Source organism: Qipengyuania sphaerica, assembly GCF_019711595.1.
Lineage (GTDB): Bacteria > Pseudomonadota > Alphaproteobacteria > Sphingomonadales > Sphingomonadaceae > Qipengyuania > Qipengyuania sphaerica.
In genome coordinates, this window is the sequence record NZ_JAIGNR010000001.1 from 439,782 (window position 1) to 464,157 (window position 24,376).

24 protein-coding genes are annotated in these 24,376 nt (G+C 63.7%); 11 read left to right on the plus strand and 13 right to left on the minus strand.

Translation table 11 applies throughout. The annotated features are described in order from the left end of the window. Positions 1-36: 36 nt before the first annotated feature. Complete coding sequence (locus K3178_RS02300; protein ID WP_221569765.1) at positions 37-2,130, minus strand: TonB-dependent receptor; 2,094 nt, start codon at positions 2,128-2,130, stop codon at positions 37-39. Between the two features lie 166 nt (positions 2,131-2,296). On the opposite strand from K3178_RS02300, the gene arsC reads away from it, so the two are divergent. Next, entirely contained in the window at positions 2,297-2,641 is a 345-nt protein-coding gene (arsC, locus tag K3178_RS02305) for an arsenate reductase (glutaredoxin) (protein WP_221569766.1), read from the plus strand. On the opposite strand, the gene K3178_RS02310 is transcribed toward arsC, so the two are convergent. After that, on the minus strand, positions 2,638-3,993 hold the full coding sequence (locus tag K3178_RS02310) for an MFS transporter (protein WP_221569767.1): 1,356 nt from the start codon (positions 3,991-3,993) through the stop codon (positions 2,638-2,640). The genes arsC and K3178_RS02310 overlap by 4 nt on opposite strands. Positions 3,994-4,106: 113 nt before the next feature. Here K3178_RS02310 and K3178_RS02315 point away from each other — a divergent pair, with 113 nt between their 5' ends. Continuing rightward, on the plus strand, positions 4,107-4,724 hold the full coding sequence (locus tag K3178_RS02315; RefSeq protein WP_345719867.1) for a class I SAM-dependent methyltransferase: 618 nt from the start codon (positions 4,107-4,109) through the stop codon (positions 4,722-4,724). On the opposite strand, the gene K3178_RS02320 is transcribed toward K3178_RS02315, so the two are convergent. Continuing rightward, entirely contained in the window at positions 4,721-5,557 is an 837-nt protein-coding gene (locus K3178_RS02320) for a DUF7847 domain-containing protein (protein WP_221569769.1), read from the minus strand. The genes K3178_RS02315 and K3178_RS02320 overlap by 4 nt on opposite strands. Positions 5,558-5,619: 62 nt before the next feature. On the opposite strand from K3178_RS02320, the gene lipB reads away from it, so the two are divergent. Together lipB and K3178_RS02330 are read left to right on the plus strand one after the other, a co-directional pair. Beyond that, on the plus strand, positions 5,620-6,291 hold the full coding sequence (lipB, locus tag K3178_RS02325; protein WP_221569770.1) for a lipoyl(octanoyl) transferase LipB: 672 nt from the start codon (positions 5,620-5,622) through the stop codon (positions 6,289-6,291). Beyond that, positions 6,288-6,611: a hypothetical protein gene (locus K3178_RS02330; RefSeq protein ID WP_221569771.1), complete on the plus strand. Its 324-nt coding sequence runs from the start codon at positions 6,288-6,290 to the stop codon at positions 6,609-6,611. The genes lipB and K3178_RS02330 overlap by 4 nt, the downstream gene beginning before the upstream one ends. On the opposite strand, the gene K3178_RS02335 is transcribed toward K3178_RS02330, so the two are convergent. Together K3178_RS02335 and K3178_RS02340 are read right to left on the minus strand one after the other, a co-directional pair. Then, entirely contained in the window at positions 6,608-7,486 is an 879-nt protein-coding gene (locus K3178_RS02335) for an HpcH/HpaI aldolase/citrate lyase family protein (protein WP_221569772.1), read from the minus strand. The genes K3178_RS02330 and K3178_RS02335 overlap by 4 nt on opposite strands. A 47-nt stretch (positions 7,487-7,533) precedes the next feature. Next, positions 7,534-8,643: an alkene reductase gene (locus K3178_RS02340; protein ID WP_221569773.1), complete on the minus strand. Its 1,110-nt coding sequence runs from the start codon at positions 8,641-8,643 to the stop codon at positions 7,534-7,536. 55 nt (positions 8,644-8,698) lie between these two features. Between K3178_RS02340 and K3178_RS02345 the strand changes: the two genes are divergently transcribed. Beyond that, positions 8,699-9,622, plus strand: a complete 924-nt coding sequence (locus tag K3178_RS02345) for a DMT family transporter (RefSeq protein ID WP_221569774.1) — start codon at positions 8,699-8,701, stop codon at positions 9,620-9,622. Here K3178_RS02345 and K3178_RS02350 read toward each other — a convergent pair. The 4 genes from K3178_RS02350 to K3178_RS02365 all read right to left on the minus strand — a co-directional run bounded on the left by K3178_RS02350 (position 9,600) and on the right by K3178_RS02365 (position 14,136). Further along, the gene (locus tag K3178_RS02350; RefSeq protein ID WP_221569775.1) at positions 9,600-10,922 is read right to left on the minus strand and encodes a DUF2254 domain-containing protein; all 1,323 of its coding nucleotides are present in this window, start codon (positions 10,920-10,922) and stop codon (positions 9,600-9,602) included. The genes K3178_RS02345 and K3178_RS02350 overlap by 23 nt on opposite strands. Next, positions 10,919-12,235 (minus strand): DUF2254 family protein, encoded by a 1,317-nt coding sequence (locus K3178_RS02355; RefSeq protein WP_221569776.1) that lies wholly within the window; start codon positions 12,233-12,235, stop codon positions 10,919-10,921. The genes K3178_RS02350 and K3178_RS02355 overlap by 4 nt, the downstream gene beginning before the upstream one ends. A 52-nt stretch (positions 12,236-12,287) precedes the next feature. Continuing rightward, positions 12,288-13,274, minus strand: a complete 987-nt coding sequence (gene nadA / locus K3178_RS02360) for a quinolinate synthase NadA (RefSeq protein WP_221569777.1) — start codon at positions 13,272-13,274, stop codon at positions 12,288-12,290. A gap of 82 nt (positions 13,275-13,356) precedes the next feature. Beyond that, positions 13,357-14,136 (minus strand): hypothetical protein, encoded by a 780-nt coding sequence (locus K3178_RS02365; protein WP_221569778.1) that lies wholly within the window; start codon positions 14,134-14,136, stop codon positions 13,357-13,359. A gap of 172 nt (positions 14,137-14,308) precedes the next feature. Here K3178_RS02365 and K3178_RS02370 point away from each other — a divergent pair, with 172 nt between their 5' ends. Then, positions 14,309-15,928: a class I adenylate-forming enzyme family protein gene (locus K3178_RS02370; RefSeq protein ID WP_221569779.1), complete on the plus strand. Its 1,620-nt coding sequence runs from the start codon at positions 14,309-14,311 to the stop codon at positions 15,926-15,928. On the opposite strand, the gene K3178_RS02375 is transcribed toward K3178_RS02370, so the two are convergent. Both K3178_RS02375 and K3178_RS02380 read right to left on the minus strand, forming a co-directional pair. Then, on the minus strand, positions 15,925-16,614 hold the full coding sequence (locus tag K3178_RS02375) for a DUF4230 domain-containing protein (RefSeq protein WP_221569780.1): 690 nt from the start codon (positions 16,612-16,614) through the stop codon (positions 15,925-15,927). The two genes, K3178_RS02370 and K3178_RS02375, sit on opposite strands and share 4 nt — an antisense overlap. Next, complete coding sequence (locus K3178_RS02380) at positions 16,599-17,474, minus strand: MBL fold metallo-hydrolase (RefSeq protein ID WP_221569781.1); 876 nt, start codon at positions 17,472-17,474, stop codon at positions 16,599-16,601. Before K3178_RS02380 ends, K3178_RS02375 begins: the two co-directional genes overlap by 16 nt. A gap of 48 nt (positions 17,475-17,522) precedes the next feature. Between K3178_RS02380 and glpK the strand changes: the two genes are divergently transcribed. Further along, positions 17,523-18,986: a glycerol kinase GlpK gene (gene glpK, locus K3178_RS02385; RefSeq protein WP_221569782.1), complete on the plus strand. Its 1,464-nt coding sequence runs from the start codon at positions 17,523-17,525 to the stop codon at positions 18,984-18,986. Here the strand turns inward: glpK and K3178_RS02390 are convergent. Then, positions 18,983-19,438 carry a DUF1465 family protein gene (locus K3178_RS02390; protein WP_247713483.1) on the minus strand — a complete coding sequence of 152 codons (456 nt, stop codon included), beginning with the start codon at positions 19,436-19,438 and terminating at the stop codon, positions 18,983-18,985. The genes glpK and K3178_RS02390 overlap by 4 nt on opposite strands. 91 nt (positions 19,439-19,529) lie before the next feature. After that, positions 19,530-19,736 (minus strand): YdcH family protein, encoded by a 207-nt coding sequence (locus K3178_RS02395; RefSeq protein WP_221569784.1) that lies wholly within the window; start codon positions 19,734-19,736, stop codon positions 19,530-19,532. A 149-nt stretch (positions 19,737-19,885) separates the two neighbouring features. Between K3178_RS02395 and K3178_RS02400 the strand changes: the two genes are divergently transcribed. From K3178_RS02400 to K3178_RS02415, 4 genes are all read left to right on the plus strand, one after another. After that, the gene (locus tag K3178_RS02400; protein ID WP_221569785.1) at positions 19,886-20,041 is read left to right on the plus strand and encodes a DUF465 domain-containing protein; all 156 of its coding nucleotides are present in this window, start codon (positions 19,886-19,888) and stop codon (positions 20,039-20,041) included. An 87-nt stretch (positions 20,042-20,128) separates the two neighbouring features. Further along, the gene (gene ptsP, locus K3178_RS02405) at positions 20,129-22,399 is read left to right on the plus strand and encodes a phosphoenolpyruvate--protein phosphotransferase (protein ID WP_221569786.1); all 2,271 of its coding nucleotides are present in this window, start codon (positions 20,129-20,131) and stop codon (positions 22,397-22,399) included. A gap of 142 nt (positions 22,400-22,541) precedes the next feature. Then, entirely contained in the window at positions 22,542-23,387 is an 846-nt protein-coding gene (locus K3178_RS02410) for a helix-turn-helix domain-containing protein (RefSeq protein WP_221569787.1), read from the plus strand. A 110-nt stretch (positions 23,388-23,497) separates the two neighbouring features. Continuing rightward, positions 23,498-24,376 carry a tetratricopeptide repeat protein gene (locus tag K3178_RS02415; RefSeq protein WP_221569788.1) on the plus strand — a complete coding sequence of 293 codons (879 nt, stop codon included), beginning with the start codon at positions 23,498-23,500 and terminating at the stop codon, positions 24,374-24,376.

Genomic DNA, 24,376 nt, shown 5'->3' on the forward strand with positions numbered 1-24,376 from the left:
TCCGGCCGCCGCTTTCCTTCTGCAACAAACGACAGGTCAGATTTCGAAGCGCACACCGATGCGGGCCTGGAAAGGCTCGCCCGGCTGGATGTTGTTGTCGCCGTGCGCGCTCGGGTAGTAATCCTCGTCGAACAGGTTCTCGATATTGAGCTGGAGGCTCAGGCGCTCGCTGACGGTGTAGTAGGCCGCCGCATCGACGCGCCAGTAGGCAGGCAGCACGACTTCGTTCGAGAAGCTCGCGAACTGGTCGGACTGGTGGATCACGCCGAGACCGAAACCGATCTGGTCGCTGATGTCGAAACGGTTCCAGGCGCTGACCGAGTGGCGCGGCAGCTGCTGCAGGCGCAGGCCTGCGTCACCGAAGGTGCTGTCGCTGGTCAGTTCGCCGTCGAGATAGGTGTAGCCAAGGTTCGCCTTCCAGAACTTCGTCACTTCCCCGACGGCGCCGATTTCGAAGCCTTCGGTGCGGCTTTCGCCGGTCAGCTCGGTAATGCCAAGCTCGTTGGTGAAGCGGGTGTTGCTGCGTTCGAGACGGAAGATGGCTGCGCTTACGAGTACATTGTCGAGCGGCGCCCACTTTGCACCGATTTCGTAATTGGTGAACTTTTCGGGAGCGAACTGGGCGTTGCCCGGAGAGACCAGGAAGAACTGGTCACCCGCTTGGGGCAAAAAGCTCTCGGCATAGCTGGCGTAGATCGACAGGTCCGGCGTCGGCTTGACGATGAGGCCGGCGCGGGGGCTGAATTCCTCGTCGATACGATTGCCGGCAACTGCGTTGATATCGCGCGTTTCGAGATCGAAGCGGTCCCAGCGCAGGCCGCCGACCAGTTCGATATGATCGCCGATCTGGAGCTGTTCCTGGACGTAGAACGATAGCGTCGAAAGCTGGCTGTCGTTCGCTCGCGAAACCGTGTTGAAGCTGTAAGCGGGAATGAAGATCGTTTCCGCCAGCGCAGTCACGTTGTCATTGACGGTCGTGTCGTCGCCATCGTCGAAGCTGATAGTGCGGCGCGTGTTGAGCGAATCCTGGCTGCTGGCCTCGACCCCGAAGAGGAAGGTCGATTCGATGTTTCCGCTTCCTGCCTGCCAGATGCCGTTGGCCTGACCGATCCAGTTGCGACGCTGTTGGGCGTCCTCATAGCCCGACAGCGAGACCGTGGTGCCATTGGTGCCGGTGGGCAGGATGTTGGCGTAAATCTTGTCGTAATCGGCGAATTGCACGCTGGCATTGGCGGACAGCCCGCCGTTGAAATCATGATCGAGCCGCAGGCGGGCGATGTTCACTTCGGCTTTGAACCGGTTGATATCCGGATCGCCGAAGAAGGTGCTGTCGTAGCCGGTCAGCGGGCCGCCGTTCAGAGAAGGTACGCCGCGATCGGTGACGCGTTCGTCATTGTCGTAGGTGTAGCTTGCGACGAGAGTGGTGTCGGGGCCGAGCGCTGCGGTCAGCGTGGGCGAGATGCCGATGAAGCGGCCCTCGTAGAAATCGCGGTCGTTGTCGAATTCCTCGTAAGTCGCGTTGAGGCGCATCGCGAGGCTGTCCGAAACCGGCTGGTTCACATCGGCAAGCAGCGCGAAGGCGCCGAAGCTGTCGGCCGACGCTTCGCCGGAGATGGCGGACTGGAATTCTGCGCGCTTGGCCACGCGGTTGATCGCGCCGCCACCCGCGCCGCGGCCGAAGATCAGCGCATTTGCGCCCTTCAGCACCTCGATGCGCTCGATATTGTAGAGCGAGCGATAGTACTGCGCATCGTCGCGCAGACCATCGATGTAGAAATCGGCAGTCGATTCCTGGCCGCGGATGAAGACCTCGTCGCGGTGGCCTTCGCCGGTTTCCATGCTGATCCCCGGGACATAACGCAGCGCGTCACCCAACTGGTGGACGGCCTGGTCTTCAAGCTGGTCCTCGGTGATGAAGCTGACGGCCTGCGGCACGTCGATCAGCGGGGTCGGGGTCTTGGTCGCACTCGAGCCATCGTCGGTCCCGTAATCGTCGGCGCGCTGGCCCTTCACTACGATTTCCTTGGGAAGGTAATCGCGTTCGGCATCGGCCGCTGCGGTGTTAGCGAGTGCAGCGGGAGCGAAAACGGTGCCTGCAAGCAGGACTGCGACCGTGGATAGGGACTTCATGAGGCTCTTTCTGTTCTTGCGAATGATTGTCAATTGCGGAGTGCGTGCTATTGAGAACCATTCGCAGTTTCAACCCCGAAAGTGCATTTGCCACGTGAAAAAATCGCAAGAGTGGCTTTCTCTCATCGCAAGGGTCGATTAGCGGGAGGGCCAAAGGAGACCCGACATGAAGGCCACGATCTGGCACAACCCCAAGTGCGGCACCTCGCGCAAGACGCTCGCCATCCTCGAGAACCTGTCGAAGGTCGATGTCGAGGTGGTCGAATATCTGAAGGACCCGCCGAGCGCCGAGAAGCTGGCGCAACTTTACAGGGATGCCGGGATCACGCCGAACGAGGGGCTGCGCATTCGCGGCACCGATGCGGCCGAGCGCGGCCTGCCCGATGCGAGTGCGGAAGAAGTGCTGGCGGCGATGGCGGCCGATCCCATCCTGATCGAACGCCCGCTGGTGGAAACCGACAAGGGCGTGCGCCTCTGCCGTCCACAGGATCGGGTGCTCGAAATCCTCTAGCGCCGCTCTCGGGTGAGCTTGCTGTCTGCCTGCAGGCTCGCCCAGCCATAGGCGAAGACGATCGCGCACAGCGCCACGATCAACCCGAAACCAAGCCAGTCGGAATGGCCGTATAGCCATACGCCGAGCGCAGGAGCGTAGATGAAGCTCGCCCCGGCAACGCTCGCCGTGACCCCCGACGCCTGCCCCTGCTCGGCGCGCGTGACCGCGAGCGAAGTGCCCGCCGTGCTGCCGGGGCGGAACAGGCCGAAGCCGAGCGAAGCCACGGCATAGGCGAGCGCGATTGCATGCAGGTCGTCCGCCACGCCGAGATAGGCGACCCCCGCTGCGGCGATGGCGATCCCCGACAGGGTAGCCGCACGCGGGCCAAGGTTAAGGCGCGGGATGATGCCCCATTGGGCAAGCAGGGTGGCGATCGCGCCGCACATCAGCACCAGGCCTACCGGCCCCGTCCCTTCTGCAGGGGTGGCACGCAGGCCGAGCCGGTCGAGTACAAGGAAGCCGATAATGCCCAAGATCATCGCCTGCGCATGTCCGCCGAGTAGGCCGACGGTTACCCAGGGGCGCAGCCGGGGTTCGAACCAGCGCAGCTTGTGCGGTTCGACTTCTTCTTCGTCCTCATCGTCGTCGTCGGACTGCTGCGAGGTCGGTCCACCCGCATAGGGCGCATCGTAGGTTTGACCTCTCGCGGCGAACTGCGGCTCGTCGTTCGGCAGGCGTAGACGCAGCGCCATCAGCGTCGCCAGTCCGATCAGTGCGAAGATGATAAAGGGCCCGGTCAGGCCCACGAAGGGCAGGACCATGAGCGGCGCCAGCGCCGGGCCGATCACCGTGCCGAGGCCGAAACTCGAGGCGATCAGCGACAGGGCCTGCGTCCGCTCGGCGCGCGGCGTACGGCTGGCGACATAGGCTTGCACTGCGGGCGGCGCCGCGCTTCCGAAGCCGCCGTAAAGGCTGCGCGCTATGGCAAAAGCGACAAGCGCCGCCGTGCCTCCCAGGATGCCTGCCAGTCCCAGCCAGAGAGCGAGGCCGCACAGCGCCATCGAGGAAATGAACCCCACAAGGCCTACCGCCATCATCGCCTTGCGCCCGCGCCGGTCGCTGCGGTCCGCCCAGATCGGGGCACAGATCACCCAGAGCAGCGCCGACCAGCTGTAGGCGAGACTGATCCACACATCGTCGATGTCGAGAGCCGTCCCGATCGAAGGCATCACCGACTGCATCGCGGTATTGCCCGCCGCCGTCGTCAGCATCACGGCAAACAGCAGCGCCATCCTCTCACGCGAAATCGTGCGCGGGCGAGCGGGAGGAGGCGGTGCCGTAACGGCAGGTTTGGGATCGGCATCGGCCATGGATAAGCCGCTACGCCCGTCGCGGCGCGCTTGCAATGCCCCTTCCACCCTGCCAAACCCCGTCGCTTCCAACGGGGTTGCGAGAGAGAATTTTCTTGGACGGACAACAAGGTATCGGCGTAATCGAGCGCCGCACGTTGAAGGACCGGGCGGCGCGTCTGTTCGGCCAGTGGGGAGTATTCTTTAAAGGCTTCCTCGAAGAGCCGAAGATGGTCGGATCGATCATTCCTTCCTCACGCTTTACCGTGCGCAAGATGCTCGGCCCCGTGAAATGGGACGAGTGCAAGGTCTTCGTCGAATATGGTCCGGGCGTTGGCACCTATTGCCAGGAAGTGCTCGACCGGCTGCCGCGCGACGGCCAGCTGATCGTGATCGATACCAACCCGCTCTATATCGACTATCTGAAGAAGCATTTCCGCGACAGCCGCTTCTCCGCCGTGCTGGGCTCGGCCGAGCATGTCGAGGAAATCGTCCGGGCGCATGGCCACGACCACGCCGACTATGTGCTTTCCGGCCTGCCGTTCTCGACCCTGCCCGAAGGTGTCGGACCGGCCATTGCCGCCGCGACCTACCGTGTGATCCGCCCCGGCGGCGCCTTCCTCGTCTACCAGTTCTCGGCCAAGGCGCGCGATTTCATGGCCCGCCATTTCGAGCGGATCGACAGCGGCTTCGAAGCGCTCAATATCCTGCCGTGCCAGCTCTTCTGGGGCTGGAAGCAGCCGAAACCTTAAGGTTCGGCCCGCTCCAAATCTCCGCCGTCACCGCTACGATGTAGCCTCACCAGCTGCATCAGGACCGCTGCGAGCACGCCCGCAAACACTACCGAGAAGACTGCCTGCATCAGGCTGCTGGAAAAGGCCGTGCCGAAGGTCTGCGTCTCCGTCCCGCCCAGGGCGAAGATGAGCGAGAAAACCATGCCGACCAGCGCCGAGATGACGAGATAGGCGACAAAAAGAAGGAAATAGAAGAAGAACAGCCGCACGCTGTTTCCCTTGGTCAGCCTCCATGACCGGCCGAGCGCGGCCACCGGATTGAGCATGCCCTCGATCCCGATAACCGGCCCGACGAGCGAAAACTTGGTGAAGAGATACATTGCGATCACGATCGCCACGATCCCGCCGAGCACGGCAAGCGTGGTCGAGCCTAGAGCAGCAGGGATCGCGATCAGCAGGATTATGACGAGGCTGATGGCGAAGCCCATCAACAACGAAGCGGCGAGGTAGCTCAGGACAGATTTCGCCCCGACCTGGATGGCCTCGGCAACCGTAGGCGCGGCACGGCGGCGCAAAAGGGCGAGCATGGCAAGCAAGCCGATGCCCTGCACGATGGCCACCAGCAACATGACCCACCAGTAGCCATAAACGAGTTCATTCGCCATTGCCTCGAAAGCGTCGCTATTGGGATCGAACTGGCCTGCGGTCAGCTCGGCGAGCCCGGGCACCCACAGCATGGCGGCGAAATAGGGGAGGAAGTAGAAGACGCCCGCAACCACCGCGAGCAGGCCGAAATTGTCGCGCAGGAGCTGTGTTGCATCCTTCCACGCAGTATCGAGATCGAATTTCATACTTCATTCCCCTCAGGTCTTCCCCCTTGATAAGCGCCAAGACAATCGCCACGCAATCGCCGATGAGCGGTGAACTCCCCGAAAATATCGAATGGCGCGCCGAGCAGGGGCAAATCCCCTACCGTGAAGCGCTCGAATCGATGCAGGCGCGCAACGAGGCGATCGCTTCCGGCGATGCGGGCGAGCTCGTCTGGCTGCTCGAACATCCGCCGGTCTACACCGCCGGGACCAGCGCCGACGGGGCCGAATTGCTCGACCCGCGTTTCGAGGTGGTCGAGGCGGGGCGTGGGGGGCGCTATACCTATCACGGGCCCGGCCAGCGCGTCGGCTATCTCATGCTCGACCTCAAGACCCGCGGGCGGGACGTGCGCTGCTTCGTCCATTCGGTCGAAGGCTGGGTCATCGCAACGCTCGGCGATCTCGGCGTCGAATGCTGGCGATCGGAAGGACGAATCGGCATTTGGACGCGGGACGTGGACGGGCGTGAGGCGAAAATCGGTGCGATCGGCGTGCGCGTGCGGCGCTGGGTGACGATGCACGGTTTTTCGGTGAACATCGATCCGGACCTCTCGCATTTCACCGGCATCGTGCCGTGCGGGATCGAGGAATTCGGCGTCACCAGCCTTGCAAAGCTGGGCCTCGACATTGGCGCGCAAGATTTCGATAAGGCGCTCAAGAACCGCGCGCGCGATTTCCTCGCCGCGCTCGAAGGAAAGGCCTGCTCGCTCCCATGAAGCGTTTCGCATTTGTCGCCATCGCATACTGCGCCCTTGCCGGTTGCGGTGACGATCCCGCTCCTGCCCAGCAGGCCGATGACGATGCCACCGCGCGCGGCGAGGTGCTCGGAGGGACGATCACCGATGACATGCTGCCGCTCGATACGGTGACCTCGCAGTCGCCCAGCCAGGCCGGGGACGATGCCGGTGCGGCGGATGGCGAAAGTGACCCGGCACCAGCGGCCGAACCTGCGCCCGCGCAGCAAGCGGCACCGGCACCCGAGCCGGTACCCGAAGCGCAGCCTGCGGCCGCCGCCGAACCTGCCGAAGAAGGCTAGGCCGCGCCGAGCAGTGCCTTGGCCTGCGTCAATTGCTTGCGCCCGACCTGGCGGCCACGGAAGACCACCTTCTCGGCGCCCGGATTGAGTTCGAACAGGCCCGCCATCTCGCGCGCTTCGGCGATTTCTTCCGGCGTGGGCGCGAAGGCTGCATTGATCCCGTCGATCTGCGAAGGGTGGATCGCCAGCATGCCGGTAAAGCCGTCTGCGCGCGCTGCGGAGTAGGCCCTGCGGGCACCTTCCTCGTCGCGCCGGTCGCGGAATGGTGCTTCCAGCACTTCGAGACCCTGCGCATGGGCCGCCAGGAGGACCTGCGCACGCACCATGGCGAGCGGATCGGTCCAGAGCCCGCCCGGACCGCGCATCCGCCTCGCACCCAGCGAACGGGCAAGCGTCGCCGAATCCCATGCAAGCCCGCTGACGCGCGGATGCAGTTCGTCGGCGAACTGGCGCAGGTGGAAAGCCGCGACCGGATTGGATCCGAGTTCGGGGACGATACGCGTCGAATTGGCACGCATCCCTGCGCCCCCTTCAAGTTCGTACAGCGCAGCGGCGAGGTTCTTCAGCTCCTCGGCATTGGTACATTCGGCCAGCAGGACGCCGTCGGGAGCGCCTTCGAGCGCGGCTTCGAGATCGCCGCGCCACTGGTCGCCCGACAGCGGGCCGACACGAATCCAGCGCTCGAAGGGGCGCGCCGAGGTGACATGTTCGCGGTGGGACAGCAGCCAGTTGCGCGCCGCGAGGCGCGTGGGCAGCTTGGCCTCGGCATTGGGCGCCGCCCGCGCGAGATCGAGCACGATCACGTCCGCGCCGCTCCGTGCAGCTTCGCCTAAAGCCTTGTCCTTGTCCGCCGGGACCAGAAGCCACGAGCGCATAATACCCTCCATCGAGCGCATACGCGCCCGAAGGAGGCGCGAATCACCTAGGCGGCAGTTTCGCTCGTTTTGGTTAGCATCGGGTAATCGATGTATCCCTCGGGCCCCGGCAGGTACCAGCTGAGCGGCACGTTCACGTTGGGCTGCAGCGGCGCGCCCAGCTCGAAACGGGCGGGCAGATCGGGGTTCGAGATGAAATCGCGGCCCCAGCTCACCGCATCGCAGCGTTCGGCCTCGATATCGGCCACTGCCTGTTCGGGCGTGTAATCGCTGTTGAGGATAAGCTTGCCCGAATAGATGCTTCGGATGAGCGGGCTCTGCTTGGGCACCTCGGTCGCACCGAAGGTGCCGTCGGGTCCCGGCTCGCGCAATTCGAGGAAGGCGAGGCCGAGTTCTTCGACCACCCTTGCTGCCGCACCGAAGGTTGCGGGCGGGTCGCTGTCGTCGCAGCCCTGCGTTTCGCCATTGGGCGACAGGCGCACGCCGACACGGGTTTCGCCCCAGACGTCGACCAGCGCGCCCAGCACTTCGCGCAGGAAGCGGGTGCGGTTTTCGGGGCTGCCGCCATATTCGTCGGTGCGCAGGTTCGTGCTGTCTCGCAGGAACTGGTCGACGAGATAGCCATTTGCGCCGTGCAGCTGAACGCCGTCGAAGCCGGCTTTCTTCGCGTTCTCTGCCGCGTGGCGATAGTCGCCGACCACACGGGCGATTTCCTCGACCGAAAGTTCTCGCGCCTGTTCGTAATCCTTGCGGCCTTCGAAGGTATGCGCATGGCCCGGAGCCTTGGTGGCGCTGGCCGAGACAGGCGGATTGCCGCCGAGGAAATCGGGATGGACGAGGCGGCCCATGTGCCACAGCTGGAGGACGATCTGGCCGCCTTCCTCGTGCACAGCATCGGTCACGAACTTCCAGCCTTCAACCTGCTCATCGCTCCAGATGCCCGGCGCTGCCGGCCAGCCGAGGCCTTCGACGCTGATGCCGGTGGCTTCGGAAATGATCAGTCCTGCGCTCGCACGCTGGCGATAATAGGTCGCCATCATCTCGTTCGGGACCGAGCCGGGCTGGGTCGAGCGGCCGCGGGTGAGCGGGGCCATGAAGATGCGGTTCTTCGCTTCGATGGCACCAAGGGTGATCGGATCGAACAGTTTTTCGTGCATGCGGGAGCAAGTCCTTTTTGGTGGCGCGACGTGGCCTTTGAGCTAGGGGGCGATGATGACCGCGACAACCACCCAGCCGGACAAGAATGGCTTTCAAGCCGGTGCATGGCACTTTGCCGCGCTTCTCGGCGGGAATGCGGCGCTGGCGCTGGGGCCGTGGCTGGTGCGGCTGGCCGATACGGGGCCGGTTTCGGCGGGCTTCTGGCGGCTGTTCCTGCCGATCCCGCTGATCGCGCTGCTCGCTTGGCGGGGTCGTTCGCCGGGACCGCTCGACCGCAAGCTGGCGCTGCTGGTGCTGATGGCGGGTGTGTTCTTTGCGCTCGATATCGCCAGCTGGCACGTAGGGATCGAGCGGACGCGGCTGGGCAATGCGACGCTGTTCGGCAATGCGGGCAGCCTGATCCTGATGGTCTGGGGCCTGGTTGCCCTGCGTCGCGCCCCGAGCTGGCGCGAGGGGCTGGGCGTTCTGGCAGCGCTGGTGGGCGCAGCAATCCTGCTCGGGCGCAGCCTCGAAATCTCCGCGACCAATTTCGTCGGCGACCTGTTCTGCCTGGCAGCGGGCCTGTTCTACGCATTCTACCTGCTGCCTGCCCAACGCGCGCGCGCCAGCCTCGGCCAGTGGAGCGTGTTGCTGCTCGTCTGCCTCGCGGCATCGCCCGTGCTGCTCGGCATTGCGCTGGCGGCAGGCGAGCCGATCTGGCCGGGCGAAGCGGGGTGGACACCGGTGTTGCTGCTCGCGCTGTCGAGCCAGGTGATCGGACAGGGGCTGCTGGTGTTCGCGCTGAGGCATTTCCCGCCGCTGATCATCGGCATGGCGCTGCTGACCCAGCCTGCGCTTGCGGCGACGATCGGCTGGCTCGTCTTCGGCGAAATGCTGGTGCCGATGGATATCCTCGGCATGGCGCTCGTGGCTGCGGCGCTGGTATTGGCGCGCAGCAGCCCTCCCGTGCGGGCGCCTAACGCTCGATCCGACCATTGAACTGCTGGTAGCGAGCCTCGACTGCCTCCAGTTCGGGGCCGGTCAAATGCTCGCGTGCCTGCCGCGCCAGTTGGTCGCCTTCCTTCCGGATGACCGCCCGCCGCTCCTCGTCGTCAAGCGTGGAGGCTGCATCGACCAGCGCGTCGAAAGTCACCAACGCGGCAATCCGGTTGGTCGCCACGCCGCTGCGCATCGCCCCGAAACCGCGCGCGACGAAATGTTCGAAGTCGTCTTCCAGCAGTACGAGATGCGGTTCCTCGCCATCGTCCTCATAGCTGCGGGTGAGATTGCGCCGCGCCAGTTCCGCAGTCGCCGCGCCGAGCCAGTGAACTGCAGTCACCGCCGTGAAAGGATCGTTGATGCCAGGAGATAGCGCGCGCAGGCCGATCTCGACCAGTTCGTCGATCAGGAACTGCATGTCCTGGCTCGGCGTGCGCATGCTGCCCAGGGTGAAGGCCGCCCGCACCTTGTCGTCGGGGGGATCCTCAATGCTGTCCATATCGGCCCAATAGGCGATTGCGACTTCCGGGTGGACGAAATCGCCGGTTCTCACGGCCAGCTTGAGTTTGCCGTTCTCGCGTTGTGCCAGCTCTTCCAGTCGCTTGAAGGCGATGGCCTGGACATACCCGGTGTCACAGGCGGTTATGGGGGTGCCGCTGGGTGCGCCGTGCGTTTTCTCGCCCCTGTTCTTATCCGGAAAGAGCTCCTTGATCTCCTCCAGCAAGCGCGCGCCTATGCCCTTTAGCACCGTGTTCACGCGGATCGAGGAGGGGATGTGATTGAGGAAATAGACCAGCACCGCCACGCTCAGCAGCATCAGCGCAAAGGCGACCAGCAGCGAGAGCTGCGGCACGAAGCCGGGAAGCACGCTCGCAGTCGCATCCTCGATATTCGAAGGGCGCTCGTCCTCGCCGCGCACCGTCCGCAGCACGGTGATCGAATAGACGAAGGTGCCGATAAAAGTGGCGAGGCTGAACTGGTTGCCGCGGTCTTCCATGAAATTGGTGAGCAGCCGCGGGCCGTAGTTGCCGCTGGCATAGGCGACCGCGGCGATGGTGATCGAGAACACGGTCGACGCGACGCCGATCATCGTGCCGGCGATGACGGTCAGCATGTTGCTCGCCCCGTCGGGCCGTGCAGGCTGGAGCCAGGTGACATCGTTCAGGAAATCGGCCCATCCGCTGCGGTCGAGATAGATGGTGAGACTGGCCAGCAGCAGCGCCGCGATGGAGAACAGTGCGGGCAGGAACCAGTAGCTGGCATTCACGCTGAGCCAGAATTTGCGCAGGCGTGCGGTCATGCGGCGCTCTTCAATGTGGGGGAGGGCTGGTCGAAACGGGCAAAGGCTTCGGCGATATCGCGGCGGTCGATGTCCTGCTCGGCATTGGCGAGCGCGTGGTCGCGCAATTCCTCGGCAGATTTCCTGAGATAGCGCAGCAGGCCCGGCGGACAGCCCTGTGTGGCCATGAGCGCGCACAGGCGTGCGTAATTGTCGATCATGCGAATACTGACCGAGGGATAGTCGGCCGCCGCCTGCCGGAAGGCCTTCAGGGGCGCGTCGAACAGGCCGAGGAAATCCTGACCCGGCAATTCGAAGCGCGGCGCGGTCTTCCAGGCGGCGACCTTGCCTTCGTCCACCCAAATATCGGCATTGCCCGATATCGCAGCGGCAAGCTGGTCGGCGCAGGCCATGGCGGAATAGAAATCGTTGATGCCGGGCGACAGCGCACGCGCGGCGACCTCGACCAGCAGGCGGACCTGATATACGGTCGACTGCACCGAGCTGCGAAACTCGCCGATGGGGATGGACTTGTAGATTGTGTCCTCGCGCGGCGGAGCGTTCTGGAACCGCACCAGCGGCTCGCCTTCGAGGACATGCTGGCCCGGCGCGGCGCAGAAGCGGACCGCCCCCGCATCCATCGCCAGTTCCTGCTCGATTGCCGCAAGATCGATGCCCTCGATATACCCCTCGCGTTTGGAGGGGAGGGTAAAGCCCCACTCGCCGTCATAGGGATCGGCGGTGACGACGGGGATCGCTACGCTCCCCGCATCGGTGCCGAGATGCGCGATCGAGCGGTCGACGAACATGGTGCGCCCCAGGTCGTGGATCGCCACGCCCAGCATGCCGATATTGACCAGTTCGAGCGCAAGCATGGCAACGATGGTGAAGTGGGGAAGCTGTTCGAAACTGGCCTCCGCATCGATACGCATGAGAACGATGACCGAGAAAACGAGGCAGAAGGTCAGGCCCGCCATCGACAGCCGCACCAGCCCCTTGTCGAGCCAGCGATCGACCAGCCGCACGCCGAGATTGCCCGTGGCGAGCGTCAGCACGATCAGCGTCACCGACCAGTAGAGCGTCAGGAAGGCGGCATTGATGCCGACGATGGCTATGGTGACGTCCTGTGCCGCATCGCCCGTCGTGGCAGGTGTGACGCCCCAATCGAGCAACAGGCGGGAGGCAAAGGCATGGTCGGCCCACAGCACAGCTGCGCCCACAAGCGGCGCGGCCAGCACGGCCACCGCGGGCAGCGACCAGTAATTGGCCACCAGCCGGTGGATCACCCAGTCGCGTATTCCCTTTAGTGGCCCCGTTGCAGCCAAAGCGCGCATTTCCCCTGTCGTTGCGGACAGGGGGGTAACGCGCGTGCGGCGGAAGGGTTGCCTAGACCTTGCCCAGGTCGCCCTTTCCGATCGTGCCGCTGGCCATTTCCAGCATCCGGTCGAGGCTCTGCTTGGCCTTGAGCCTGAGCCCTTCCTCGATCTCGATGCGCGGCTCGAGCGTGTCGAGGCACTTGTAGAGCTTCTCCAGCGTGTTGAGCGCCATGTAGGGGCAGATGTTGCAGCTGCAGTTGCCGTCCGCACCCGGTGCGCCGATGAAGGTCTTTTCGGGCAGCGCCTTTTCCATCTGGTGGATGATGTGCGGTTCGGTCGCGACGATCAGCGTATCGCCTTCGAAGGTGCTGGCGAATTGCAAAATGCCGCTGGTCGAGCCTACGTAATCGGCGTGTTCGACGATGGTCGGCGGGCATTCGGGGTGTGCAGCCACCGGTGCGCCGGGGTGCTTCGCCTTCAGCTTCAGCAGCTCGGTTTCGCTAAAGGCCTCGTGCACGATGCATACGCCCGGCCACAGCAGCATTTCGCGGCCGAACTTGCGGCTCATGTAGCTTCCCAGATGACGGTCGGGGCCGAAGATGATCTTCTGGTCTTCCGGGATCTGGCTGATGATCGTCTCGGCGCTGGAGGAGGTGACGATGATATCGCTCAATGCCTTCACCTCGGTCGAGCAGTTGATGTAGGTCAGCGCGATATGGTCGGGATGCTTCTCGCGGAAAGCCTTGAATTTCTCCGGCGGGCAGCTGTCTTCGAGGCTGCAGCCTGCATCCATGTCGGGCAGGACGACGATCTTTTCGGGGCTGAGGATCTTCGCCGTATCCGCCATGAACTTCACGCCGCAGAAGGCGATCACATCGGCATCGGTTTCGGCCGCCTTGCGGCTGAGTTCGAGGCTGTCGCCCACGAAATCGGCGAGGTCCTGGATCTGCGCGGTCTGGTAGTAATGCGCGAGGATTACCGCGTTCTTCTCCTTGCGGAGGCGGTCGATGGCGGCGAGCAGGTCTTCGCCTGTCGGATTGGTGGTTTCGGCGGTCATGTATCGTCCCGTCTAATGGCTTTGCGGCGCTTATAGACGGAACGGGTGGCGAGGCGAGGGGGTTCCTCGCCTCGCTAAAGGATTACATCGCAAAGCCCGGCGGCAGGAACGCTTCCATCGGTCGCTCGGCCCCCGGCGTTCCGGTAATCACCTGCTCGGTGATGCCCATTCCGAACGAGCTGTGCGCCAGCAGGACGGAAATCGCGAAGACGGCAATGTAGAGGCCGAGACCCCACCAATATGCCGGATGCACGCGGCCATGCTTGCGCTTGTCGGCGATCATGCCGATCACCGGAAAGATCATCGTGCAAATAGTGGTGATCAGCCATGCATTGGGGATCATCAGCGGCAGCGGGAGCAGGCGACCGAGGCCGGGCCCGGTCAGGATCGCCATCCCGCAGAGCATCAGCCGGCGGTGCCAGCCGGTGTAACGGCGCCTCGAGAGCGCCCAGAAGGTGAGCCCGCCGAACAGCCACACCAGCATGGTGTTGCTCCACAGGAATTCGCTGACGTGGAAGAAGAAGGGCCCGCCCGTGCGGCGAGCGACCACCACCATGATGACCGTCCCGAATATGACCATAAGCGGGACCCATAGATAGGCGATCTTGCCGAACTTTGCGTGGAGCGCCCAGTTCTGCTGCGAGGCGGTCAGATGCTGCCCGCAATAGATGCCGAGCCACGACATGAAGATCACGCCGTGGACGTGATAGGGCCATGGCACGTCGAAAGTGGAGCGTGCGAAGGCCAGATTGACCACAAAACCGGCCACGATGATGAAGCTCATCACGAAGGCCATGATGGTGAAGAAGCGCGTGTTTCCGCGGATCGCGGTATCCTCTGGCGCAGCAGCGGCAGTAGCCATTCTCGTAATCTCCCCCTCAGGAACGAGCGACCGGATCTCTTTTGTTATGGCGCGGAGTTAAGCGCGCCGACGGGTCTCGGTCAATCGCGCGCTTGTGGGAAAATCGCGCGCATCTGCCTTGGACTCGGAGGAGAAGGCACGCTGTGATATTTCTCCTTTCAGGGAGAGAGCCATGTACCAGGTCACGCTAACCGAGAGCTATTTTCCGGCGCAGGACGATACGCCCTATGCCGAGCGGACGATCGGGGAAGTCCTTCGCGAACAGGCGGCGGTGCGGCCCGATACGCTGGCGCTTCGCGAATTGCTGCCCGATGGCGCGATCGGGCGCGAATGGACCTATTCCCAGCTGCTTGCCGATGCCGAACGCATGGGCCGCGCGCTCGCCAGCCGGCACAAGCGTGGCGCGCGCATCGCGATCATGGGCGGCAATATCCCCGAATGGGTACTGATCCAGTACGGCGCTGCGCTGGCGGGCCTTGTGATCGTCACGGTCAATCCTGCGCTGATCGCGCGCGAGGTGCGGTATGTGGTCGAACAATCGGGCGCGGAGGCGGTCTATTACCAGCCGCATGTGCGCGGCAATTCGCTGCTCCCCATTGTCGAGGAAGCAGTAACGGGCCTCGATGTGGTGCAAGGTCTTTTCGACATGGAGGATCACGCGGCGCTATTCGCTGGCGAGGACGGAGGCGAATTGCGCGAAACCGAACCGTGGGACGTCGTGATGATCCAGTACACTTCCGGCACCACGGGATTTCCGAAGGGCGTGCTCCTGCACCAGCACGGGCTGCTCCAGTGCAACAAGGACGCTTTGGCGCGATATGGCGCCAGGCCGGGGGACCAGTTGCCCTGCGCCGTGCCGCTGTTCCACACTTCGGGCAGCGCGCTGGCGATCCTTGGCGGACTATCCCACGGGGCGACCATATTGCTTGTGAGCCTGTTCGATCCGGCCATGCTTGTACAGGTGATCGAGCGAGAGCAAATCCGCATGTTCGGCGGCGTGCCGACGATGATTTTTGCCCTGATCGAGGCAGCACGGGCGACCGGCGCAGATGTCACCTGCGTCGAATCGCTGTTCAGCGGCGGGGCCATGGTGGCGCCCGAACTCAACCGCGCCGCGCAAGCCGTTTTCGGTGCGCAGGTTCTCATCATCTACGGCCAGACCGAGACCTATCCCGGGATCACCGCGGCATGGCCAGACGATGCGGAGGATGACATTCTCGGCACGATCGGCCAGCCCTTGCCGCATATGGAGGTCTCGATCCGCGATCCGCACACTCATGCTGTCTGTCCGCTCCATGCGCAGGGAGAAATTTGCGTTCGGGGCTACAATCTGATGGCGGGATACAACGACAATCCCGAAGCTACGGCGGAGACTATCGATGCCGACGGCTGGCTGCACACGGGCGATCTCGGCTCGATGGATGCACGCGGCTATCTCAAGATCACCGGCCGGGTGAAGGAGATGATCATCCGCGGCGGCGAGAACCTCTTCCCCGCAGAAATCGAGAACGCCATGCTCGAACACCCTGCTATCGCCGAGGTGGCAGTGGCCGGTATACCGGACGAGAAATGGGGCGAAGTGGTCGCCTGCTTCATGCGCGCCAGCGAGGGCACTGCGAAGCCGACCGAGCAGGATCTGCGCGAGTTCGCGCGCGAGCGGATGTCGCCGCAGAAAACGCCCGCCCATTGGGTATGGGTCACCGAGTGGCCGATGACCGGATCGAACAAGATCAGGAAGTTCGCGCTGGCAGAGGATTTCGTCGCCGGAAAATACGACGCGGCGCTGGCCTAGGCTTCGGGCGCCGCCTCACCATCGAAGCGGACGTTGACCGTGACATCGCCATAGCCCGCCACCTGTAGCGGAATGGCGAGGTTCTGGCGCACCGCCTCCTTCGCGGCACTGCGCGCCATCCTCAGCACCTCGGGATTCTTCGCGAACTCCGCCGCCTTGCGTTCGGCCTGGCGCGAATTGTTTCGGGCGAGGTCGGAGGACGCATCGCGGCTGACATAGGTGCCTTCGGTAAAGGTCTTCGATTCCGCCTCGTCGAGATTGGGGCGCGAAATCTTGAGCACGGGCAGGATGACATCGAGCGTTTCGGTCTCCTCGTCCCATGCGAACCGGTCGCGATCCATCTGGCTCAGGTCCAGCCGGTATTCGACCGTCGCCGGAATGATCGCCGCCTGCCGGCTTTCGAGCAGGTCGATGTTGAACACCCCGCGCTTGTCGACGCTTTCGGCAACCACCTCGAAGCGCGATGAGAAAACGGTGAGCGAATTCTGCTTTTCGAACGCCAGCATCGCGCTTCCAACAGGATCGCCCTCTTCCTTGTAGATAAAAGCGCGCCAGACCAGCCAGGCAACCGCCGCGAGCAGCACGATCACGATGAGCCAAGGCATGGCCTGCACGCGGGCGAGGGGCTTCTCGCTCGAAACCTCGGGTTGAATCAATTGTGCGTCGGGTTTTACGTCATCTGCCATACATCGCCTGAACGCAGCACCAGTCCGCGGCGTTCCAGATCGATGAGGTGGGCAGTCACCGACATTCGCGCTGCACCGTGCAAGCGCTCGTCCAATCCCTTGTACATCTTGGGCACGAAATCGGCAGCTTCGTGCGGACCTTCGCGCAGGTGGCGCAGGATCTGGTTCTCGCGCTGGCGGCGGTGGCCGATCATTCCTCGCACGAGTTGGCGAGGTTTATCAATGGCTTCCCCGTGGGCAGGGTAATAAATCTTGTCCTGATCGCGCCCGTAAAGTTTCTCGAGGCTGGCCATGTAATCGGCCATGTCGCCATCGGGCGGCACGACCACGCTGGTCGACCAGCCCATGACATGGTCGCCAGTGAAGACCGCACCGCTTTCTTCCAGCGCGAAGCACAAATGGTTGGATACATGCCCGGGCGTCGCAACAGCGCGCAGGGTCCAGCCCGGCCCCGTCATCGCCTCGCCGTCTTCCAGCACGCGGTCGGGTTCGTAGGTCCGGTCGAAGCTCGCATCGGCGCGCGGCCCGCTGTCGTCGAGCACCAGCGGCGCGCAGCCGACGATAGGAGCTCCCGTGCGCTGAGCCAACGTTTTGGCGGCTGGCGAATGGTCGCGGTGGGTGTGCGTGCACATGATCGCGCAGACATGTTCTTCGCCGATTGCGGCATCGAGTGCGAGCAGGTGGGCCTTTTCGTCCGGGCCGGGATCGATGACCGCGCAGCCGTCACCCAGGCCGACGATGTAGGATTGCGTCCCCGTAAATGTGTATGGCGACGGGTTGGGCGCGAGCACGCGGCGCACCAGCGGCTCAAGCTGCATCGCTTCGCCCGTGGGCCATGGTTTGGGAGGAGGGCCTGCCATGCGCCAAGCCTGTAGCGATTACTGCAGCTTGTCGATAGGGAGGGGCGCATGGGAGAGAAAATTCTGGTCCTCGACGCGGGGACGACTTCGACAAGAGCAATGGTCTTCAGCCGCGACGGACGCATGGCTAGCGTCGCGCAGGCGGAGCTCACTCAGCATTATTCAAAGCCCGGCTGGGTCGAGCACGATGCGGCGGAAATATGGGACAAGACGCTTCGCTGCATGCGCGAAGCGGTGGGCGAGGGCGCTGGCGAGATCGCTGCCATCGGCATCACCAACCAGCGAGAGACAGTGGTGGCTTGGGATCGCACGACCGGCGAACCGCTGTCCCGCGCAATTGTCTGGCAGGATCGGCGAACGGCGGATTTCTGCGCTCAGCTGAAGGAAGCGGGGCACGAGGCCGAAGTCCAGAAGCGCACCGGACTGCTGCTCGACCCCTATTTCTCGGGCACGAAAATGCGCTGGATGCTCGACAATGACGAGGCGGTGCGCGCTGCTGCCGACGCCGGGACTTTGGCCTTCGGTACGGTCGAGAGCTGGCTGGTCTACAAGCTGTCGGGCGGCACCCATGTCTCCGATGCCAGCAATGCCAGCCGCACCCTGCTTCTTGCTCTCGACGGCGAGCAGTTCGACGAGGAATTATGCGCGCTTCTCGGTGTTCCGAAAAGCGCCCTGCCGCAGGTCGTGGACACCCATGGCGAGTTGGCGAGCTGCACGGCGGATTGGCTCGGAACCGCCATTCCGATCTGCGGGCTCGTCGGTGACCAGCAATCGGCCACGATCGGCCAAGGTTGCCTGTATTTCGGCGAGACCAAGGCGACCTACGGGACAGGTGCCTTCGTCCTCACCAACAAGGGACACGACATCCCGCATTCCGACAACCGGCTTCTTGGCACGGTGTTGCATCAGTCGGGCGGCAAGCGAACCTATGCCATCGAGGGCGCGTGTTTCGTCGCGGGCAGCCTCGTGCAGTATCTGCGCGACCAGCTCGGGCTGATCGGAAGCGCGGCAGAGACCGAGGATCTCGCCCGTTCGATCGAAGACAGCGGCGAAGTGGTGATCGTGCCTGCGCTCGCAGGGCTGGGCGCTCCGCACTGGAAGCCCGACGCACGCGGGGTCATCTCGGGCCTCAGTTTCGCCAGCGGCAAGGCGCAGATCGCCCGTGCAGCTCTCGAAGCCATGGCGCACCAGACGCATGACCTAGCCTCGGCCTTTGCGGCTGATGGGGCGCCCTGGGCGAGCCTGAAAATCGACGGGGGCATGAGCGCCAACGACTGGATGGCGCAGGACCTTGCGGACATCCTGGACCTCAAGGTCGAAAGGCCCGATTTTGTCGAGACGACCGCTCTGGGCGCTGCGATTTGCGCGAGTGTCGGCGTGGGCATCTACCCCTCGCTGGAGGATGCGGCTAGCGCAATGCGCGGCGCAACCCGCACTTTCAGTCCATCGATGTCGGAAGAGGTCAGGAAAGACCGACTGGCACGCTATGCCCGCGCGCTGTCGGTGGCTTAGCGACCGGCAAAGGCCTGCGCGATCCGGCCCTGCATGCTGCGCACCGGGTCGGAAGAGCGATGCTCGATGTGGCGGAGCTCCTCGTCGAGCCGCTTGACCCGCGCATGCAGCCGTTCGGTATCGCGGATCAGCGCCCGTGTAGGAAGCTCGAGGATGGCCATGTTATCGGGATCGGAGAGACGTTCTTCTCCCAGCGTGCCGTGGCGCAGGAGCTGGAGCCTGGTCAGTTCGCCCGCGTGATAGGCGCGCTGGTTGAGGAGCCAGGCGAGGATATGCATCACGCGCGTTGTCGTACGCAGCCCTTCGATGGACATGGCGATGCGCAGCTGGTCTGGCGCTTTGTCCCGACCGGCTTCGTCGCGCAGGTCGAACACCGCGCGCGCCTCGTCAGCGAGTTCCAGCGCCTCGGTATAAAGGTCTTCGACGACCTGTTCGTGAATCGAGCGATCCATATCCATACTCAATGGATGGATAGGCGCAGGGGTCCGCAAGTCCCATGCGATTCTGTGCACCTGTCCCGCGATGAAACGCGGGCAATCGCGCTCAGGCAATGATGTCGGGAATGAGATTGTCCTCGATCGCCGCGATTCGATCCTTCAATTGCAGCTTGCGCTTCTTGAGGCGTGCGATCTGCAGCTGGTCGACATAGCCGCCCTCTCCCGCATCGCTCAGCGCGGCGATTGCGACGTCGAGGTCGCGGTGCTCGCTTTTCAGCGATTCCAAACGCTTGCGAAGTTCCTGCTCGTTCAAGGTCGTCGTTCCCGAATCTCGGCCTATCGCATGGCCCGCGATGGAGTGTTTGTAAATTCGCAAACTTGTGGTTTGATGAAGATCGAAGCGGCGCGTGCCGCCTGGCGCGAGTCGCTTCCGGGGTCACCAACTCTAGAAGGAGCGAACCTATGCAATCATCCCATGTCGAAGCACTCAAGGCCAAGCATGCAGGACTGGAAGCCAAGCTTCATGCCGAACAGACGAGGCCCGCTCCCGACATCGCGATGATCCAGCAGCTCAAGAAGCAGAAGCTGAAGATCAAGGAAGAAATCGCCATGGCCTGATGGCCGGGTGAAAGCTTGCGGGGCTGGAAGGATTTCCCTTCCGCGCCCCGCTTTCGCACTCGATTAAACTTGCTATAGCTGCAGGCCATGTCAGCCGCAGCATCCGCCCGCCAGATCCTCACGCAGCTGCACGAGGTCATGGCCGGACGTCACCACGCCCAGCACAAGCTCGACCGCGTTGTCGATATCATCGCCGACAGCCTGACGAGCGAGGTCTGCTCGATCTACCTGCTGCGCGACGGCGAGCTCGAGCTCTTCGCCACGCATGGCCTCAACCCAGAGGCCGTCCACGTCACCCGCATGGGTATCGGCGAGGGGCTGACAGGCACGATCGCGAAAAACATTGAGACGCTCAACCTGGCCGAGGCCAAGGCGCATCCCGACTTTCTCTATCGCCCGGAAACGGGTGAGGAAAAGTTCCATTCCTTCGCAGGCGTACCCATCGTTTACCGCGAGCGTTCGGTGGGCGTCTTGTGCGTCCAGCATGTCGAACCTCGCCGCTACGAGGACGTGGAAATCGAGGCGCTCCAGACCACTGCAATGGTGCTGTCTGAACTCATCGCGCACAAAGAACTGGTCGACGATGCGGAGGCGCTCGATCTCGAGGAGGTCTCTACCGAAACCGAGGTGCTCGAAGGACTGACCCTAGTGAAAGGCCTCGCGGCGGGGCAGGCGGTGTTCCACCAGCCGCGCGTGGAGATCGATCAGGTCGTGGCCGAGGATATCGAGGCCGAGCGCCAGCGCGTCTATCGCGCCTTCGACAAGATGCGGGACCAGATCGATGCGATGGGCCGCGAACCGGAATTCGGCAAGGGCGGCGAGCATGTCGAGGTGCTCGAGACCTACAAGATGTTCGCCTATGACGAGGGCTGGAGCCGCCGCATCAACGAGGCGATCGACAGCGGACTGACCGCAGAGGCGGCAATCGAGCGGGTCCAGCAACGCACTCGCATGCGCATGCGCGAGATCGACGATCCGCTGCTGGCCGACCGGATGCACGATCTGGAGGATCTGTCGAACCGGCTGCTGCGCATCGTGTCCGGCCAGCTCGGCACCGCTGCATCGCAAGGTCTGCGGCGGGACACGATCCTGTTTGCGCGCAATCTCGGTCCGGCCGAACTGCTCGAATACGACCGACGGCGCCTCAAAGGTGTCGTGCTGGAGGAAGGTTCGCTTACTGCTCACGTCGTGATCGTCGCGCGGGCGATGGGCATTCCGGTCCTCGGGCGCGTGGCGCGCGTGCGCGGCAAGGTTTCCGAAGGCGACGAGGTGCTGGTCGACGCTGACAAGGGCACCGTCACCCTGCGCCCCTCTCAGCCGCTGCTCGAGGCTTTCGATGCGCGCTTCGCCAAGAGCAAGGAACGCGCCGCAGCCTATGCCGAATTGCGCGATGTCGAACCGTTCACGCGCGACGGCACGCGCATCACGGTTATGATGAACGCAGGGCTGCGCGACGATGTCAGTGCGCTGCAACTGACGGGCGCGGACGGGATCGGGCTGTTCCGTACCGAGTTCCAGTTCCTTGTCTCTTCGACGCTGCCCGCGCGCGAGCGGCAGATGCGCCTCTACCGCGACGTTCTCGATGCGGCCGACGGCAAGCCGGTAATCTTCCGGACGGTCGATATCGGCGGCGACAAGGCGGTGCCCTATCTCGACAACGACACCGCGGAGAAGGACGAGAACCCCGCCATGGGCTGGCGGGCGCTGCGACTTTCCCTTGAACGGGAAGGGCTTTTGAAGGCGCAGGCAAGAGCGCTGCTGGAAGCGGCGGCCGGTCGCCAGCTCTCGGTCATGTTCCCGATGGTTTCCGAACCGTGGGAATTCGACGCGGCGAAAGAGATTTTCGAAGAACAGGCCCAGTTCCTGCGCGATCGCCGCAAGCTGATGCCCGAGTCCATCGAATACGGCTGCATGCTCGAGGTGCCTTCGCTGGCCGAGGTGCTCGATATTCTGTTGCCCAAGCTGTCATTCATCTCGATCGGCACGAACGATTTGACCCAGTTCCTGTTTGCCGCTGATCGGGCCAATCCGAAACTTGCAGAGCGCTACGATTGGCTCAGCCCATCTATCCTGAGGTTTCTTGGGCGGATTGCGAACCAGATGGTCGGCAGCCAAGTGCGGATCGGTGTTTGCGGGGAGATGGGAGGCCGGAGGCTAGAGGCGCTGGCCCTGATGGGTTTGGGATATACGCGTTTCTCGATCACACCGGCCGCCGTGGGCCCGATCAAGGAACTGGTGCGCAAGGTCTACCTGCCCGACCTAACCAGCCAGATGCAGAAATGGATGCTGAGCCCGCCACCAAGCATGCGTGTCGCATTGGCCGAATGGGCGGCGGCGAACGACATCGATCTCGACTGATTTCGTCGCTGGTGCGGCGCAATTCGTCGGTTTCCCGGCGATGGGGCAGGTGATGCGCCATTGACATGAATCGCCCCGCGCTCTCTCTACGGCGCACACGGGAGCGGGAACGCCCGCGGGGTTTCAGGAATTCGGGATACGCATGGAAGAAGAAGACGCAATCGTCGAACAGGATGTCGCGGCGCGCCCGCGCGTTGCACAGCGCTTTCGCGAGGCTCGCGAGGCCAAGGGTTTGTCGATCGAACAGGTCGCCGCCGAAACGCGCATTCCGCAACGCCATTTGGAAACCCTTGAGGCAGGCAATTTCGCCGGACTTCCGGCGCGCACCTATGCGATCGGCTTCAGCCGGACCTACGCACGCACGCTGGGCCTCGACGAGAAGGAAGTGCTCGACCAGGTCCGCGAGGAACTGTCCGAAAGCGACCCGACCCTTCGCGAAATGCCCGCCAAGTTCGAGCCCGGCGATCCAGCCCGTGTGCCTGGTCGCGGCCTAGCCTGGTTCGCGGTTCTCGCAGCGATCCTTCTCTTGGGCGGTATCTACGCGTTCTATTCGAGCTATTTTGCACCCGGGATGGGCCCCGCACCGCTCGAGGATCCGAGTGAGCAGGTCGCGGTAAACGAGGCGCCGCAGCAAGCCGCGACGCCCGCACCTCAGCCGACGGGTGGCCCGGTCGTCTTCACAAGCGAAATGGACGATACCTGGGTCAAGTTCTACGATGCCAGCGGCACGCGGCTCTACGAAGCGCAGATGGCTAAGGGCGATACCTACACCATCCCCGAAGATGCCGATGGCCCGCAGATCTGGACCGGCAGGCCTTACGCGCTTTCGATCACGATCGGTGGGCGTGAGGTCCCCAAGCTGACCGAGGAAGACACGGTGGTGAAGGATGTGCCGGTGACCGCCGAAGCGCTGCTCGCTCGTGACGAGGCTCCGGCTGTGACGCCAACTACCCCGCCCGCTGCTGCACCTTCGCAAACTTCCACCTGATCGCGCTCTCATCCGACGGCGGATATCCGCCTTCATGCCCTCGACAGCTTTGCGGGGGTAGGGCATTTTTCGGATCGAAATTCATTCCAGCCAAGGAGCTGAAACTTCACATGACCGCACGCAGCGCACGCGCATTCGGACTTGCAACCATCGCCATGGCCCTTGCCGCCACTTCCATGCCTGCCGCCGCGCAGGACAATGACGAAGCGCGCATCCGCAAGCTGGAGGCGGAGGTTCGCGCCCTTCAGCGCAAGGTCTTCCCGGGAGGCGACGGGCGCTATTTCGAGCCCGAAATCACCGGGCAGCCTGCCACGCGTCCCGCCACCACTGCCGCGCCCTCGACCACAGCGGTCACCGACATCCTCGCACGCCTCGATGCACTCGAAAGCCAGCTCCAGCGGCTAACCGCCCAGTACGAGGTGGGGACCAACGCCATGCGTCTGCTCGAAGAGCGGATCGAGAAGCTCGAAACGGCTGGAGCGCCGCCGCCCGCCGCGGTCCAGCCCGCCGCTGGTTCGCCGGCGAAGCCCGAGCCTGTCTCCCAGCCCGATCCTGCCCGCCTTGCCGCAGTGCAGGCCATCACCAAGCCGCAGTCCGACGACGCTGGCGATGACGAATATTCGTACGGCTTCCGCTTGTGGGAGGCCGGTTTCTATCCCGAAGCGCAGCAGCAACTGACGATGTTCGTCGAAAAATACCCCAGCCATTCGCGCACCAGTTTTGGCCGCAATTTGCTCGGCCGTGCCTATCTCGACGATGGCAAGCCGACCGAGGCGGCTCCTTGGTTCCTGCGCAACTACCAGGCGGACAAGTCCGGAGCGCGTGCGGGCGACAGCCTGCTTTTCCTCGCGGAATCGATGATTGCCCTGAAAGACACCGACAGGGCCTGCATTGCACTCGCTGAATTCGCCGAGACCTATCCCGCGCTCGCGACGGGCCGGCTGAGCGGCCAATACGCGACAGCACGCAGCAAAGTCACCTGCGGCTGA

Excerpts from the sequence above, each read along its gene's own strand:
- K3178_RS02300 (WP_221569765.1), bottom strand. The coding sequence starts at position 2,130 with ATGAAGTCCCTATCCACGGTCGCAGTCCTGCTTGCAGGCACCGTTTTC.
- arsC (WP_221569766.1), top strand. The coding sequence starts at position 2,297 with ATGAAGGCCACGATCTGGCACAACCCCAAGTGCGGCACCTCGCGCAAG.
- K3178_RS02310 (WP_221569767.1), bottom strand. The coding sequence starts at position 3,993 with ATGGCCGATGCCGATCCCAAACCTGCCGTTACGGCACCGCCTCCTCCC.
- K3178_RS02320 (WP_221569769.1), bottom strand. The coding sequence starts at position 5,557 with ATGAAATTCGATCTCGATACTGCGTGGAAGGATGCAACACAGCTCCTG.
- lipB (WP_221569770.1), top strand. The coding sequence starts at position 5,620 with ATGAGCGGTGAACTCCCCGAAAATATCGAATGGCGCGCCGAGCAGGGG.
- K3178_RS02330 (WP_221569771.1), top strand. The coding sequence starts at position 6,288 with ATGAAGCGTTTCGCATTTGTCGCCATCGCATACTGCGCCCTTGCCGGT.
- K3178_RS02335 (WP_221569772.1), bottom strand. The coding sequence starts at position 7,486 with ATGCGCTCGTGGCTTCTGGTCCCGGCGGACAAGGACAAGGCTTTAGGC.
- K3178_RS02340 (WP_221569773.1), bottom strand. The coding sequence starts at position 8,643 with ATGCACGAAAAACTGTTCGATCCGATCACCCTTGGTGCCATCGAAGCG.
- K3178_RS02345 (WP_221569774.1), top strand. The coding sequence starts at position 8,699 with ATGACCGCGACAACCACCCAGCCGGACAAGAATGGCTTTCAAGCCGGT.
- K3178_RS02350 (WP_221569775.1), bottom strand. The coding sequence starts at position 10,922 with ATGACCGCACGCCTGCGCAAATTCTGGCTCAGCGTGAATGCCAGCTAC.
- K3178_RS02355 (WP_221569776.1), bottom strand. The coding sequence starts at position 12,235 with ATGCGCGCTTTGGCTGCAACGGGGCCACTAAAGGGAATACGCGACTGG.
- nadA (WP_221569777.1), bottom strand. The coding sequence starts at position 13,274 with ATGACCGCCGAAACCACCAATCCGACAGGCGAAGACCTGCTCGCCGCC.
- K3178_RS02365 (WP_221569778.1), bottom strand. The coding sequence starts at position 14,136 with ATGGCTACTGCCGCTGCTGCGCCAGAGGATACCGCGATCCGCGGAAAC.
- K3178_RS02370 (WP_221569779.1), top strand. The coding sequence starts at position 14,309 with ATGTACCAGGTCACGCTAACCGAGAGCTATTTTCCGGCGCAGGACGAT.
- K3178_RS02375 (WP_221569780.1), bottom strand. The coding sequence starts at position 16,614 with ATGGCAGATGACGTAAAACCCGACGCACAATTGATTCAACCCGAGGTT.
- K3178_RS02380 (WP_221569781.1), bottom strand. The coding sequence starts at position 17,474 with ATGGCAGGCCCTCCTCCCAAACCATGGCCCACGGGCGAAGCGATGCAG.
- glpK (WP_221569782.1), top strand. The coding sequence starts at position 17,523 with ATGGGAGAGAAAATTCTGGTCCTCGACGCGGGGACGACTTCGACAAGA.
- K3178_RS02390 (WP_247713483.1), bottom strand. The coding sequence starts at position 19,438 with ATGGATCGCTCGATTCACGAACAGGTCGTCGAAGACCTTTATACCGAG.
- K3178_RS02400 (WP_221569785.1), top strand. The coding sequence starts at position 19,886 with ATGCAATCATCCCATGTCGAAGCACTCAAGGCCAAGCATGCAGGACTG.
- ptsP (WP_221569786.1), top strand. The coding sequence starts at position 20,129 with ATGTCAGCCGCAGCATCCGCCCGCCAGATCCTCACGCAGCTGCACGAG.
- K3178_RS02410 (WP_221569787.1), top strand. The coding sequence starts at position 22,542 with ATGGAAGAAGAAGACGCAATCGTCGAACAGGATGTCGCGGCGCGCCCG.
- K3178_RS02415 (WP_221569788.1), top strand. The coding sequence starts at position 23,498 with ATGACCGCACGCAGCGCACGCGCATTCGGACTTGCAACCATCGCCATG.